At 52.2% G+C, this 14,071-nt stretch carries 12 protein-coding genes and 1 riboswitch; of the genes, 7 read left to right on the forward strand and 5 right to left on the reverse strand.

The genetic code is table 11. The annotated features are described in order from the left end of the window. Window positions 1-17: 17 nt before the first annotated feature. Window positions 18-518, forward strand: a complete 501-nt coding sequence (locus EKD02_RS06755) for a rubrerythrin family protein (RefSeq protein ID WP_011890428.1) — start codon at window positions 18-20, stop codon at window positions 516-518. Between the two features lie 85 nt (window positions 519-603). On the opposite strand, the gene EKD02_RS06760 is transcribed toward EKD02_RS06755, so the two are convergent. Continuing rightward, window positions 604-1,059: a Fur family transcriptional regulator gene (locus EKD02_RS06760; protein WP_126384656.1), complete on the reverse strand. Its 456-nt coding sequence runs from the start codon at window positions 1,057-1,059 to the stop codon at window positions 604-606. A 199-nt stretch (window positions 1,060-1,258) separates the two neighbouring features. Between EKD02_RS06760 and EKD02_RS06765 the strand changes: the two genes are divergently transcribed. After that, window positions 1,259-2,500 carry a helix-turn-helix transcriptional regulator gene (locus EKD02_RS06765; RefSeq protein ID WP_126384658.1) on the forward strand — a complete coding sequence of 414 codons (1,242 nt, stop codon included), beginning with the start codon at window positions 1,259-1,261 and terminating at the stop codon, window positions 2,498-2,500. Here EKD02_RS06765 and EKD02_RS06770 read toward each other — a convergent pair. Further along, the gene (locus EKD02_RS06770; RefSeq protein WP_011890425.1) at window positions 2,461-3,783 is read right to left on the reverse strand and encodes a 3-deoxy-D-manno-octulosonic acid transferase; all 1,323 of its coding nucleotides are present in this window, start codon (window positions 3,781-3,783) and stop codon (window positions 2,461-2,463) included. The two genes, EKD02_RS06765 and EKD02_RS06770, sit on opposite strands and share 40 nt — an antisense overlap. Before the next feature lie 341 nt (window positions 3,784-4,124). Between EKD02_RS06770 and EKD02_RS06775 the strand changes: the two genes are divergently transcribed. From EKD02_RS06775 to EKD02_RS06785, 3 genes are read left to right on the forward strand one after another with little or no spacing between them, the layout of a single operon-like run. Further along, a complete protein-coding gene (locus tag EKD02_RS06775) occupies window positions 4,125-5,921 on the forward strand; it encodes a DEAD/DEAH box helicase (RefSeq protein WP_126341309.1) in 1,797 nt (598 codons plus the stop codon). 36 nt (window positions 5,922-5,957) lie between these two features. Continuing rightward, complete coding sequence (locus EKD02_RS06780) at window positions 5,958-7,352, forward strand: MBL fold metallo-hydrolase RNA specificity domain-containing protein (RefSeq protein WP_011890423.1); 1,395 nt, start codon at window positions 5,958-5,960, stop codon at window positions 7,350-7,352. Between the two features lie 32 nt (window positions 7,353-7,384). Beyond that, entirely contained in the window at window positions 7,385-7,840 is a 456-nt protein-coding gene (locus EKD02_RS06785) for a DUF2721 domain-containing protein (RefSeq protein ID WP_126341310.1), read from the forward strand. Between the two features lie 21 nt (window positions 7,841-7,861). On the opposite strand, the gene xerD is transcribed toward EKD02_RS06785, so the two are convergent. Together xerD and rsmB are read right to left on the reverse strand one after the other, a co-directional pair. Further along, on the reverse strand, window positions 7,862-8,776 hold the full coding sequence (gene xerD, locus EKD02_RS06790; protein WP_439329070.1) for a site-specific tyrosine recombinase XerD: 915 nt from the start codon (window positions 8,774-8,776) through the stop codon (window positions 7,862-7,864). An 8-nt stretch (window positions 8,777-8,784) separates the two neighbouring features. Beyond that, window positions 8,785-10,122 (reverse strand): 16S rRNA (cytosine(967)-C(5))-methyltransferase RsmB, encoded by a 1,338-nt coding sequence (rsmB, locus tag EKD02_RS06795; protein ID WP_126384662.1) that lies wholly within the window; start codon window positions 10,120-10,122, stop codon window positions 8,785-8,787. 106 nt (window positions 10,123-10,228) lie between these two features. Continuing rightward, window positions 10,229-10,338: riboswitch (SAM riboswitch) on the forward strand. Between the two features lie 57 nt (window positions 10,339-10,395). Here rsmB and EKD02_RS06800 point away from each other — a divergent pair. Next, window positions 10,396-11,733, forward strand: a complete 1,338-nt coding sequence (locus EKD02_RS06800; RefSeq protein WP_439329068.1) for an O-acetylhomoserine aminocarboxypropyltransferase/cysteine synthase family protein — start codon at window positions 10,396-10,398, stop codon at window positions 11,731-11,733. Next, window positions 11,730-12,794: a homoserine O-acetyltransferase MetX gene (metX, locus tag EKD02_RS06805; protein WP_126384664.1), complete on the forward strand. Its 1,065-nt coding sequence runs from the start codon at window positions 11,730-11,732 to the stop codon at window positions 12,792-12,794. The genes EKD02_RS06800 and metX overlap by 4 nt, the downstream gene beginning before the upstream one ends. Here the strand turns inward: metX and serS are convergent. Beyond that, entirely contained in the window at window positions 12,778-14,070 is a 1,293-nt protein-coding gene (serS, locus tag EKD02_RS06810) for a serine--tRNA ligase (protein WP_126384666.1), read from the reverse strand. The two genes, metX and serS, sit on opposite strands and share 17 nt — an antisense overlap. Between the last annotated feature and the right edge of the window lies 1 nt (window position 14,071).

The following is a 14,071-nucleotide window of genomic DNA, read 5'->3' on the forward strand; positions in this document are numbered from 1 at the left end:
AAGGAGGACGCATAGGTATGCCATCAACACATGAGAATCTGAAAAACGCTTTTGCCGGCGAGAGCCAGGCCTATATGAAGTATGTGACTTTTGCCAAAAAGGCGGATAAGGATGGATTTGCCAATATTGCAAAACTGTTCCGGACAACTGCCGAGGCTGAAAGAATTCATGCAGAGGGTCATCTTGGAGCTGACGATGCCATCGGTTCAACTGCCGAGAATCTGGAGACGGCTATCGGTGGCGAGACATATGAGCATAATGAGATGTACCCGCCCATGTATGAGCAGGCTGTGGCAGAAGGGCACAAGGCGAAGCGGATGTTCGGTTATGCAGTAGAGGCCGAGAAGGTGCACGCCGCACTGTACCGTTTTGCGCTTGAGGCAGTGAAGAGTGGCAAGGATATTGCTGCGACGGCTGTATGGCTTTGCCCTGTATGCGGCCATATTGAGCTGAACGCTCCTCCTGAATTCTGCCCCATCTGCAAAGTGAAGGCTGAGAAGTATGTGCAGGTTGCCTGAAGAAGCTGCTCGGGACTCATGAGTAAAAAAAGCCCCCTATTGTAAGCCGGGGGCTTTTTTATTGCAGAAAAAAGTCGGGTCGGTCTTATTCCTTTCGGGCGGATTTTCTGCATGCCTCACAAATTCCGCTGATGATGACCCGCTTACCGAGAACCTTGAATTGACTGTTGTTTACCGCTTCGGGAAGCGGAATGGCGTCAAGCGTCTTATCGGAAAAGTCTGTGATTCCGCCACACTGAACGCAGTGAAGGTGATGATGGGGCTTCAGGTCCATGTCGAATCGCCTTACTCCTGAATGGGATTCAACGGTGTCTATGACGCCTATTTCCGCAAAGGTAAGCAGCGTCCGGTTGACTGTGTCAAAGGAAATTGTGGGGTTGGTTCGGACAATGTTTCGGTATATCCGTTCTGCCGAAGGGTGCTCCCTGTTCCCGGCCAGCGCATGATATATGGCGAGCCGCTGCGGGGTGACTTTCAGGTGGTTTTCCCTGCATCGCTTCATGAACTGTTCAGTCTGCAGTACGGCGGGTTTGTTTTCCATGATGCCCCCGTTGTTTTGGAGTGATGAAGCCACTTGCGGGAAAGCGCTGAATTGGATAAAAATAATCTTTTTTTAATATAGTGAAAGTATTTGGAAAGAACAATTCTTATGTAAGAGTGTTCTTGTTCCTGAGGGGGCTCTTTTGTTACTCATCTCCGGAAATCATATTTTGTTGATAACCCTCATATCGTACCCTGCCATGAAAGAGAAAAAGTGCCCCGTCACCGGACTGCCGATTGTACGGAAGCCGGAATGGGAGGTGTTCCATCCCGGACCGGATTACCGTGTGGTGTTTGAAACCATAGGTACGGACATCATCCATGCCATTGTATCGGCTGATCGGGGAACCTATCTTGATTTCATTGACAACGAACTCTTTCTCTCGGTATGCGCTGAACTGAAGGTTGAGAAGACAAAAGTGTATGTCGTCATCGATTATGATCCCATCCGCGAAGTCAGTCTGAACTACAAACAGGATTATGCAGACCTGTTCTATAACTGGGGACCGTGGATAGCGCTTCTTGTTGTCTACAATGTTCATCCTGATATTACAACCGACATGGAGGGGCTTGGTGCTCTGTGTCCCCTGAAGTCACGGGCGATGATTGTTGATACTTATGCTGATGCCATGCGGAGCGTTCTTGAGGCAAAAGAGCAGTGTGGACGAGATGATGTTCTTGATGCTGTTGCAGCGGATTCTGAGGAGGATCTCAAAAACCGTTTTCTCGCTGCTGTTGCGCGGCTTTCGTGGCTTGATCTTGTTAACCATCCTATTGATATTCCTCCGGCAGGCAGCGGGCGTGAGAGTTATTTTCAGGCACTTGAAGCCTTGCGCATGGACCTGCTGGAGCGCGAAGAACGCCATAAACTGCAGGTTGGAGCAATGAAGCAGGAGTATGCCGGGCGAGAAGCGCAGTATGGCATGCAACTTAACCTCCTTACCGAGGAGTCCCGAAAAAGCCGCAGGCATTTTGAGGCGGAAAGAGATTCGCTTAAGCAAATTCTTGCCCTCAAAGAGAGGGAGCTTGCCGGTGTGGCGCATCGCTATGATGATACCATTCATGTGCTCTCATCGCTTTGCCGTCAGATTGGCGAGGCAGGCATTGAGCCGAAGCTGCAGCAGGCTCTGGTTGGGGTGTGTTCGGACCTTTCAGAGCGGGAGCAGGCAGGAAAGGCGCTGGGCTGTGAGCTGACCGAGGCGGATGCCGGATTTATGTCGACATTGGAGTCACTCCATCCTGTTTTGACTGAACGGGAGAGGCGTGTCAGCCTTTTTATCAAGATGAATTATTCCTCCAGAGAAATGTCGCGGATTCTGGGAGTATCGGTCAGGGGGGTAGAGAATATCAGGTATCGTCTCCATAAAAAAATCGGACTTCGCAGTCATCAGTCATTGAAGAATTATTTCGCCGGACTCGTTGTATCTGAGCTTATCCGATAGGCGACTTTTGCATCAATGGCATTTTCTATCAATCCTGAAATCATGGCTGTTGCTCCTGCTCCTTTCCGGATGAACTCTCCGGCAGCCTTTCCCTGTTTTTCTCTTTCCCCTTCCCTGTTGATGAGTCTGTCAAGGATCCGGCGGAGTTCATCGGGGGTTTGGACTGTTGATGCACCCCCTGTTTCCAGAAGAGTTTCGGCTTCGGGTGAGTTGTGGTATCGGGGCCCGAAAATGACGGGTATTGAGTAGACCGCAGGTTCAAGGGTGTTGTGAACATTGATGCCGAATCCTCCTCCCACGAAGGCTATTGAGGCAACCGAATAGAGCTCCAGCAGGTAGCCGGTCTGGTCTATGATGAGCACCTGCTTTCCGGCATCAAAGCGTTCATCAAGGGCAGATACCCGCATGAAGCCTAAATTCTTCTTCTGAAGGCGCTTTTCAAGACGCTCAATGGTTTCTGTGCCAACCTTGTGCGGAACCAGAATGAGTGAGGGTGGATTGTGAAGGGTGCGCATTGCCTCCAGTATCGTTTCTTCGTCTTTTTCCCAGACACTGCCCGCCACAAGAACAGTGCGGTTCATGAAGAGGGGTTTGAGGCGGGCGACACGCTCCGTGTTTTTGCTGCGTAGAATGACCTGGTCAATTCTTGGCTCTCCTGCGGTTTGAGCCTGAAGGCATCCAAACTGCTCCCTGAATGCACGGGTATTGCTCTCGGATACGGTGAAAATCCGGTCGAAAAGATTGAAAAGGGTGCGGTAAAAGCCTTTTAGAAGCGGGTTGAAGTAGGCGGAACCAGGCCGGAGCACGGCGGCGGCAAGAACCATTGTGGCACCGTGCCGTTTTGCAGCAAGGAGGTGGTTGGGCCAAAAGTCGTAACGCATCAACATGAAGAGGTCGGCATGCAGGAGCGATGCTGTTTTTTCGGCATTGTCGGGGGTGTCTGCCGGAAGATAGAATACAATGTCGGCGTCAGGGTAGTCTTTTCTTGCGTTGTATCCGGAATCGGAGAGGAATGAGACAAAAACGGCAAGGTCGGGGCGGCTTGCTTTGATGGTTGAAATGACGGGGCGCGCCTGCTCAAACTCTCCAACTGATGAGGCGTGGATCCATATCCGGAACTTTCCGGGAGGAATGGCGCTGGTGGCGTTTTCGAGCTCGGGGAAGACTGTGTGGCGAAGCGCAAAAAACAGCCTGGCTTTTGACTGCACTTTGCCGAGCTGTTTGAGAATAAAAAGGGCCGCTGGAAGAAGCAGGTTGTATAAGGTGATTCCGGTATTCTGCATTGGTGCTGTTGTTCCTCTCTTTGGCGCTTTCATTCTGACTGTCGTGCCTCTCCCGTCCTGAGAGCGTAAAGTACAAAAAAACAGGCGGATGAGGCGGTGAAATACTTTTCGCTTTTGGCAGAAATAATGCGTACCTTTGCAATCGCATTGACCGCGTGGTGAATATGCTAAGAAAGAGCAGGTGCTGTGTGCTTTCGTTTTTATGATGATCGTTGCCTGTCTGTGGGGATTTTTTTTGCAACAGGCAGAACTTCTTCCTCCATATCATTGCTTTCCTGCATTGTTGCCACCTCAATGAACGAGGTATTGCAAACAATTTTATCCATACAGGAAGAAAAAGCATGAGTGACGAAAAAAATACATCCATCAGCAGTTTTACTGACCTGAATCTGGCAGAGCCCGTCCTTCGGGCCTTGGCCGATGTCGGTTATGAGACCCCTACCCCTATACAGGCCCGAACCATACCACTGCTCATTGAGGGTCGTGATGTGCTTGGGCAGGCACAGACCGGAACCGGCAAGACAGCCGCTTTCGCTTTGCCGATACTTTCCAATATTGACTTTTCAGCTACGGAACCGCAGGTGCTGGTACTTGCTCCTACCCGGGAGCTTGCCATTCAGGTGGCCGAGGCTTTTCACAAGTATGCTGAACACCTTAAGGGGTTCCATGTGCTTCCTATCTATGGTGGCCAGGAGTATGGCAGTCAGCTTCGCATGCTGAAACGCGGCGTCCATGTTGTTGTTGGTACCCCCGGCAGAGTGATGGATCATATGCGCAAAGGTTCGCTCAATCTGCACTCGCTGAAGTGCCTGGTTCTTGACGAGGCTGATGAAATGCTTCGCATGGGTTTCATTGATGATGTTGAGTGGATACTTGAGCAGACGCCTTCTGATCGCCAGGTAGCGCTTTTTTCTGCAACCATGCCTGCTCCCATCCGGCGCATAGCGCAGAAATACCTGAATGATCCTGCGGAAGTCACTATTCAGGCTAAAACGACAACAGTCGACACTATACGCCAGCGCTACTGGATTGTTGGTGGCAGTCATAAGATTGACATTTTGACAAGGATTCTGGAGGTAGAGCCTTTTGATGGGATGATTATTTTTGTCAGAACCAAAACCATGACGCTTGAGATTGCTGAAAAACTGCAGGCAAGAGGTTACAGTGCCGCGGCTCTCAACGGCGATATGGTTCAGCAGCAGCGTGAGCGGACAATTGATCAGCTGAAGTCGGGGGCGCTTAATATTGTTATTGCTACTGATGTTGCTGCCCGTGGTCTTGATGTTGAGCGAATCAGTCATGTCATCAACTATGACATTCCTTCCGATACGGAATCATATGTCCACCGGATTGGCCGGACGGGTCGTGCAGGTAGAAGCGGTGAGGCAATTCTGTTCGTTTCTCCCAGAGAGAGGAACATGCTTTCCTCCATTGAAAGAGCTACCCGCAAGAAGATAGAGCTGATGGAGCTTCCTTCCACAGAGATCATCAACGACAAGCGGATAGCAAAATTCAAACAGCGCATTACTGATACCATTGCTGCCGAGGATCTTGCATTTTTTACCCGTCTTGTGGAGCAGTACTGCCACGAACATGATGTAGCTGAGGTTGAGGCTGCTGCAGCACTTGCGTCCATGGTTCAGGGTGATACCCCTCTGTTGTTTACCGCCAAACCGGCAAAGGCTGAGAGGCCTGTCCGTCGCGAGATGGGTGAGCGGTCGAGAGATGATGCTCCTTTCCGCAAAAAGGCCCGGCGGGACGACATGTATGGCGATGAACGGAGAGAGGTCTATCGGATTGAGGTAGGCAGCGGACATGGAGTTCAGGCTGGCAATATTCTTGGTGCCATCATCAATGAAATCGGTCTTGATCCTGAAGCCATAGGCCGCATTTCAATCGGTGATGATTACAGTACCGTCGAGCTTCCTTCCGGGATGCCCAATGATGTGATGCATGATCTGCGCAAGGTACGGGTGTGCGGCCGTCAGCTCAGGGTTTCCAAAATGGAGTCGCGCGACTCTGCCGGAGCATATGCAGGTGTTGGCAAAGGTGCAAAGCGCCCATCAAGGTTCCCGGGAAAATCATCATCAAAAGATGCCGGGTTCTTTACGGGTCCTAAAAAGCGACGCAAGATCTGAAGGTCAACTGATTGAATGAGATCGTAAGGTTGTGCTATGGATATTGCCTTCTACGGAGCAACAGAAAGGGTTACCGGTTCATGCCATATTGTGCATGCGGCCGGGAGAACCCTCCTGCTTGACTGCGGACTTGTTCAGGGATCGGACGCCGATGAGGCACTGAACCGGAAACCATTTCCCTTTGATGCATCATCCATTGATGCCGTCATTCTGAGTCACGCCCATATCGACCATTCAGGCCGTATTCCACTTCTTGTCAGGCAAGGTTTCAAGGGTCCGGTGTATGCACAGCATGCAACCCGCGACCTTTGCAGCGTTCTTCTGCTTGATTCGGCGGTGCTGTCGGAGAGGGACGCCCTGTACCGTCAGAAGCATCCTCATTCCGCTTCCGATTACCATGCTGAGCCCCTCTACAGCCGCGATGACGCTGTTCTGGCGCTCAATCTTTTCCAAGGGTTTTCTTATGGTGAGCAGCATGAAATTTTCCCCGGAGTCACGGTTCGCTTTCAGGATGCAGGGCACATTCTTGGTTCCGCATTGGTTGAGCTTTGGCTGCAGGAGGGTGAGAGGGAAAAGAAGCTTGTTTTCAGTGGAGATCTCGGTCAATACGGAAGCCCTGTTCTCAATGACCCCGAAACCATTGAGAGCGCTGATGTGGTTCTGATTGAGAGCACTTATGGTGATAGGGTTCACCGGAAAATGGAAGAGACAATTGCCGAGATAGGGGAACTCATCAGCGTGGCCGGGCGGGATGGAGGAAATATTGTTATTCCGGCGTTTGCAGTGGGCAGGAGTCAGGAACTTCTCTATCTTTTTGCCGAGCATTATGAGGCATGGGGGATGAAGAACTGGCAGGTATTTCTTGACAGTCCCATGGCTATTGAGGCAAGCGGTATTTACTGGAATCATCCGGAGCTGTTTGATGCGGAAGCTTCGGTCTACAGGAACAATCCGGTTTCACTCCCCCCGCTGCACAATCTCCATTTCACCCCGAGGGTTGAGCAGTCGCAGGCAATCAACTCTATTCATAGCGGGGCCATAATCATTGCCGGCAGCGGCATGTGCAATGGGGGTAGAATACTGCATCATCTGAAGCACACTATCCATCGACCTGAATGCCATATTCTCTTTACCGGTTATCAGGCTGATGGTACATTGGGCAGAACTCTTGTGGACGGGGCCCGGGAGGTTTATATGCATGGTCGCAAGTACACTGTTGAGGCTCATGTCCATACCATCGGAGGATTGTCTGCACATGGTGACCGTGACGACATGCTTCGCTGGGCTTCGGGTTTCAGCGGAAGTCCTGAGTTTTTTGTTGTGCATGGTGACCCTCCTGCCAAAACTTCGTTTTGTGACCTTTTGCGGGAGCGCCTTGGCGTGAGGGCAGGTATTCCTGCTCCTGGTGATTCCTATTCATTCACGCTCTGATTTTTATTCATGTTATCCTCGATTATACAACCATGTCTTCATCGTCCATAGGGGAGTTTGTTCCGGTTCTACAGACCGCAATCGGTCCCGTCATTCTCATATCTGGAATCGGCCTGCTTCTGCTTACCATGACAAACCGCATGGGGCGGATTATCGACCGGTCGCGAGCCCTTCTTACAGGACTTGATGCATCGGAAGAGGCCTCTGCGGCAACCATCAACAGGGAACTGGCGGTTCTCTGGAAACGGGCCCGCTATATCCGCATGTCCATTCTTCTGGCAACCCTGACCTGCCTTGGCGCATCGGTGCTGATCATCCTGCTGTTTATCTCGGTGCTCATCACGCTCGACACCTCCCTGGTCATCGCATCGCTCTTTATCGGCGGCATGGTTTCCCTCTGCCTCTCTCTGGTGTTTTTCCTGCTTGATGTCAATCTTACACTTGCAGCCCTGAAAATTGAACAGGATAGCCACGCAAGGTCCTGGTAGGGTAGAGGGGGAGCAGCTCCTTTATCCTCTGGGGTGAAAGCTTCTATGGACCTCTTTGACAAAAGAGCGGTCGATGTGGGTGTAAATCTGTGTTGCAACAATAGAGCTGTGGCCAAGCATTTCCTGCACAGCGCGCAAGTCGGCACCACCTTCCAGTAGATGGGTTGCGAAGGTGTGACGAAAGGTGTGCGGGCTGACGGTTTTGGGTATGCCTGCCAGCATGGCGTACTCCTTGACAATAGTGAATACAGCCATTCGGCTCATCTTTTTCCCCCTGGCATTGAGAAACAGGCAGTCTTCAGACTGTGCTCCCGCAAGCTGAATGCGAAGTTTCTGCCGGTAGAGGGTGAGGCTGTTTACAGCAGAGCTTCCTACCGGCACCAACCGCTCTTTTGATCCTTTTCCAAATACCCGTATAAATTGTTCCGGAAGATACAGGTTCTGCTGTTTGAGGTTGACCAATTCACTCACCCGCATGCCTGTTGCATAGAGCAGCTCAAGAATTGCCTGATCGCGCAGGTAGAGTTTCCCGGGGGGAACCTGTTGTGCGGGAGCCTGGAGAATCCGCATCGTTTCGTCGAGTGTCAAAACTGATGGGAGGTATTTTGGCAGTTTCGGCTGGTGGAGATTTTCTGCAGGGTTGCTCTCAAGCACCCTGTCGTTGATGAGAAAACGGTGAAGTGAGCGGATAGCCGATACATTTCTTGCTATTGAGCTGGCTTCCAGGCCGGTTTTGTGCAGTTCATCAAGAAAACGGTTGATGGAATCAGGGTTGATTGCTTCAAGGGAACCACACCCCTCCTGCATTGCCTGAAGGTATCGCTGCAGGTCGTTGCGATATGAGTCTCGCGTGTTCGGGGAGAAGTTCCGCTCAATCAAGAGGTAGTTGAGAAAGTTCTCCAGCACGGCACCGAAGGGTTTCTGCAGTGGTTCCATTGCCATCGTTACTGTTGATTTTTCACCATCCTGTGGCAGAACCCGCCATCAAAACCCTGCTGTTCTCCTGGAAGGGTGAGGAGCGATCCGTCCGGCCGTAAGACTGATGAAAATGCAGGAGGAAGGGATCCCGGGTTTGCATCCGGACTGAATTCAGGGTGCCTTTGCAGAAAAGCCTCTGTCTGCAGATTGTTTTCGCGGTGGTCGACTGAACAGGTTGCGTATACCAGAACACCGCCCTCTTTGAGAATGTGTGCAGCGTGCTCAAGCAGTTCCGCCTGAAGCTTCAGGAGCCCGTCAAGTTTTTCTGAGTCAAGCTTCCATCTCAGTTCCGTCCGTCGGCCAAGAACGCCTGTGCCGGTGCATGGTGCATCAAGCAGAATGGCATCGGGAGGGGTTGGGGGAATGAAGCTGCGGGCGTCATCTGTAAGGGCAGTAATGATTGAAATGCCGAGGGTTTCGGCAAGCCGCCGGATTTTATTGGTTTTCTGTTCATAGATGTCAAGTGCGGTGATGTGGCCTTCGTTGCCCATCAGTTCGGCAAGTGCGGCGGTTTTGCCTCCAGGTGCTGCGCACATGTCGAGTACCTCGCTTCCGGGCGTTGGGTTCAAAAGAAGGCACGCCAGGAGCTGTGTCGGATTCTGTACACTCACGAGTCCGCTTTGGAGCGGGACTTCAAACGGGCTGAAGTCCTGAGAAAGAAGGAGCTTACGGAGGCCTGAATCAAGACGGGCGACCTCTGTGGTGCCGGTTTGGGTGAAAAAACGGTCTGAATCCGTTTTCAGGCTGTTGATGCGGAACCCGAACCAGGGACTCTCATTGTCGTAGCGGAGCATTGATTCAGCCCGTTGGGTTCCGTATGCAGCAATCCACTCCTTGACGAGTTCTTCCGGGTGGGAGTAGCGCAGGGCAAGGCGGGCTGCTGGTTCCATGGCCCGGGTCCACTCCTCAAGATGGATGGTTTCAGGACTGATTTTTCTCAGAACGGCATTGACAAGCTTGGCCATTCGTTCTCCTTTGAAGCGGCGGGCAAGCCGGACTGATTCGTTCACAACTGCCCAGGCGGGGACCCGGTCAAGAAAGAGCAGCTGCCATGCACCAAGGCGGAGGATGTTTCGTATGGCCGGGGAGGCTTTTTGGAGGTTATGGCTGTAGAAATGTCCGATGACGAAATCCAGCTGCAGGCGGTAGCGGAGTACACCGTTGACCAGCGAGGTGGCAAATGCCCTGTCGGTGCGGCTGAGAGACGACTCCTGGAGCATATCGTGCAGGAGAGAGTCGGAATGGCGGTTGCCGGTTTCAAGTGCCTGAAGGAGAGTGAATGCGAGTTCTCTGGCTGAATTCATGGGCGATGATAACGGGGTTCATGGTGCGGAGGAGTTGCGGGCTGTTTGTAAAATACTCTTTGCTGTTGTAGATTCATTGAACTAAAGTTCTTTTCAAAATTTTACGCTATCATCGAGAAAGGTGGAGGGACTGGCCCTGAGAAGCCTTGGCAACCGTCATTCCTGTAATGATTGGTGCCAATTCCATCCTGGCAGGGACGCCGGGAAAGATGACGGAACGCCCCCTTTATTTCAGAAGAGGGTTTTTCGCTGATATGAGTATCCCGCCCGAAGATGATGGCAATCAACGCCGCAAGGCATTGTGCCACCATGACAGAGAATCCATCTCCATACAGGTTTGAAACCCTGCAGGTCCATGCCGGACAGCAACCCGATCCGGTAACGAAATCGCGCGCTGTTCCGATTTACCAGACCACAGCGTATACTTTTGACAGCGCGGAACACGGTGCCGACCTGTTTGCACTCAAAGCGCCGGGAAATATCTATACCCGCCTCATGAACCCGACCACAGATGTTTTTGAGCAGCGGGTTGCGGCACTTGAAGGAGGTAAAGCAGCGCTTGCGGTTGCCAGCGGACATTCCGCGCAGTTCATTGCCATTTCCAGTCTTTGTCAGGCAGGGGACAACATTGTTTCCTCCAGCTATCTGTATGGCGGAACCTATAATCAGTTCAAGGTCTCGTTTGCCCGGTTCGGCATTGGGGTGAGCTTTGTTGATATGACGGATCCTGAATCGTTCAGGAGGGCGATAAACGAGCATACGAAGGCCCTCTATCTTGAGTCTATAGGTAATCCGGCGTTCCATGTGCCCGACTTTGAGGCTATTGCGGCCATTGCCGATGCACATGATATTCCCCTTATTGTTGATAACACTTTCGGCTGTGGCGGGTACCTCTGCCGTCCGCTTGAGCATGGCGCCTCCATTGTGGTTGAGTCGGCCACAAAATGGATTGGTGGTCACGGAACCTCCATGGGCGGGATTATTGTTGACGGTGGCTCGTTCAACTGGGATAATGGCCGATTTCCTCTTCTCAGTGAACCGTCGGAAGGCTATCACGGCCTGCGTTTCACTGAATCGTTCGGTGAGCTTGCCTTTATTGTCAAGGCTCGGGTGGAAGGGCTTCGTGATTTTGGCCCGGCAATCAGCCCCTTCAACTCATTTCTTCTTCTTCAAGGCCTTGAAACCCTTTCGCTTCGCGTCGACCGGCACGCATCCAACACAATGGAACTGGCCAGGTGGCTCGATTCCCACCCTGCTGTAGCATGGGTGAATTATCCGGGTCTTGAAAGTCATCCTTCGCATGAACTCGGGAAGCGATATCTCCAGAATGGCTTTGGTGGTGTGCTCTCTTTTGGTATAAAGGGCGGTTACCCGGAGGCGGTCTCTTTCATCAACAGCGTCCGGCTTGCAAGCCATCTTGCCAATGTGGGTGATGCCAAAACTCTGGTGATTCACCCGGCCTCCACAACACATCAGCAGCTGAGTGCCGGGGAGCAGGCTTCAGCCGGCGTCAGTTCCGACCTGATACGGGTATCGGTCGGTCTGGAGCATATTGACGATATCAAGGCAGATTTTCAGCAGGCATTCGAACACTCCGAAAACAAGGCATGAGAGCTATCAACGAACTTATTTCCCCTGACACCCTCCGTTTCACCTCGACTGAACCTTTTTCCACAGAGCAGGGCAGTGTGCTTCCGGAAGTTGAGATTGCATACAGAACCTGGGGTACTTTGAATGCTGAATGCGACAATGTGGTACTTGTCTGCCATGCCCTGACAGGGTCGGCGGATGTTGATGCCTGGTGGCCGGGGCTTTTTTCGGCGGGCGGCGCATTTGACGCTTCAGTGGACTTCATTATCTGCAGCAATGTACTCGGAAGCTGTTACGGTACAACCGGCCCGCTCTCCCTCAACCCCGAAACAGGGAGGCATTACGGGCCTGATTTTCCTCCGATCACCATCAGGGATATGGTGCATCTCCAACATCGGCTTCTTTGTCATCTCGGCATCAGACGCATCAAGCTGGTGGTGGGGGCTTCTCTTGGAGGTATGCAGGTGCTTGAATGGGGAGCTCTCTATCCCGATATGGTCCGGGGACTTATGCCTATGGGAGTTTCAGGCCGCCATTCGGCCTGGTGTATTGCCCAGAGTGAGGCACAGCGCCAGGCAATTGCCGCAGATCGCAACTGGAACAATGGCTGGTATGAATCGTCTTCTCCCCCTGCTGCCGGACTGTCGGCAGCCAGAATGATGGCCATGTGTACCTATCGCAGTTTTGAGAACTTTCAGGACCGGTTTGGCCGCAGGGTGGGTAAAGATGGACTCTTCAATGCTGAAAGCTATATGCGCTACCAGGGGATGAAGCTGGTTGACAGGTTTGACGCCAACACCTACATAACCCTGACCCGGGCGATGGATATGCATGATCTTGGACGGGGGCGGACAAGCTATGAAGAGGTGCTGGGCGGCATGACGCTTCCTGTGGAAATCCTCTCCATCACAACCGACCTGCTCTACCCGAAAGAGGAGCAGGAGGAGCTGCAGCAGAAGCTGCCGAATGCAAGAATCCTCTATCTTGATGAACCATACGGCCACGATGCTTTTCTGATTGATGTGGACAGCGTGAGCCGTATGGTTCGCGAGTTTCTTGACGCTATTATGCGGAAGGAGTGATTTCGCTGAACCCGGTATAGGGTTTGAGGGCTTCAGGTACGAGAATTCCTCCTTCAGGGGTCTGATAGTGCTCCATCAGTGAGACCATGAGGCGCGAGGTGGCAAGTCCTGATCCGTTCAGGGTATGGACAAATTCGGGTTTTGATTTCCCATCCCTGCGGAACCGGATATTTGCCCTTCTTGCCTGATAATCCTCGAAGTTTGAGCAGCTTGACGCCTCCAGGTACTTCTCTTCAGCAGGCGACCATACCTCTATATCATAACATTTTGCAGCGTTCGCGCTGATGTCTCCGCTGCAGAGCAGGAGCACCCGGTAGGGAATCTCAAGGGCTCTGAGTATTGCTTCTGCGTGGCCCCTGATATCTTCAAGTGCCTGGTATGAGTCTTCCGGCTTGGTGAATTTGACCATTTCAACCTTGTTGAACTGGTGCACTCTGAGAAAGCCCCGGGTCTCTTTTCCATAGCTTCCGGCCTCTCTTCTGAAGCAGGCCGAATAGGCTGCATAGGAGATGGGGAGAGATTCTGTTTCAAGAAGTTCGCCGCGATGCAGGTTGGTGACGGGGACTTCAGCAGTCGGTATAAGGTAGAGCTCATCTTCGGGCGCGTGGTACACTTCGCCGGCGAATTTCGGCCATTGCCCCGTTCCCCTCAATGACTCGCGGTTGACCATAAAGGGAGGGAAAACCTCTTTGTAGCCATGCTTTTCTGTATGGCTGTCGAGCATGAAGTTGATGAGGGCCCGTTCAAGGCGGGCTCCTTTCCCTACATAGACAGGGAACCCGGCGCCGCTGACCTTTGCTCCGCGTTCAAAATCAAGGATGCCCAGCGACTTTCCCAGTTCAAGATGGTTTTTCAGCGGAAAATCAAGCGGGTGGGTAAAGCTGACAGGTTCGCCGAATATTTCGTTCTCTTCAGCAGAGCGACCAACCGGAACCGAAGGGTGCAGACGGTTGGGAAGTGCAAGGAGAATATCCTCCATTGAGGTTTCAAGGGCAGTAAGGCGGCTGTCCATCTCGGCAATGGCTGTGCCGACCGACTGCATTTCAAGGATAAGGGCATCAGCGGAGCCGGAGCCGCTTTTTTTGATTTCCGCAATTTCCTTCGACTTCCGGTTCCTGAGTGATTTGAGTTCATCGCTTTCCTGAACAAGTTTTCTTCGTTCCGCGTCCTCTTCAAGGAGCTGGCGAAGTTTTGGTTCGTCTTCAGGTTGCTGCCGGTTATGCAGCATAGTGACTATTTCATCAGGGGAGTCGCGGAGCAGGGTGATGTCAAGCATG

Source organism: Chlorobium phaeovibrioides (genome assembly GCF_003968655.1).
GTDB classification, from domain to species: domain Bacteria; phylum Bacteroidota; class Chlorobiia; order Chlorobiales; family Chlorobiaceae; genus Chlorobium; species Chlorobium phaeovibrioides.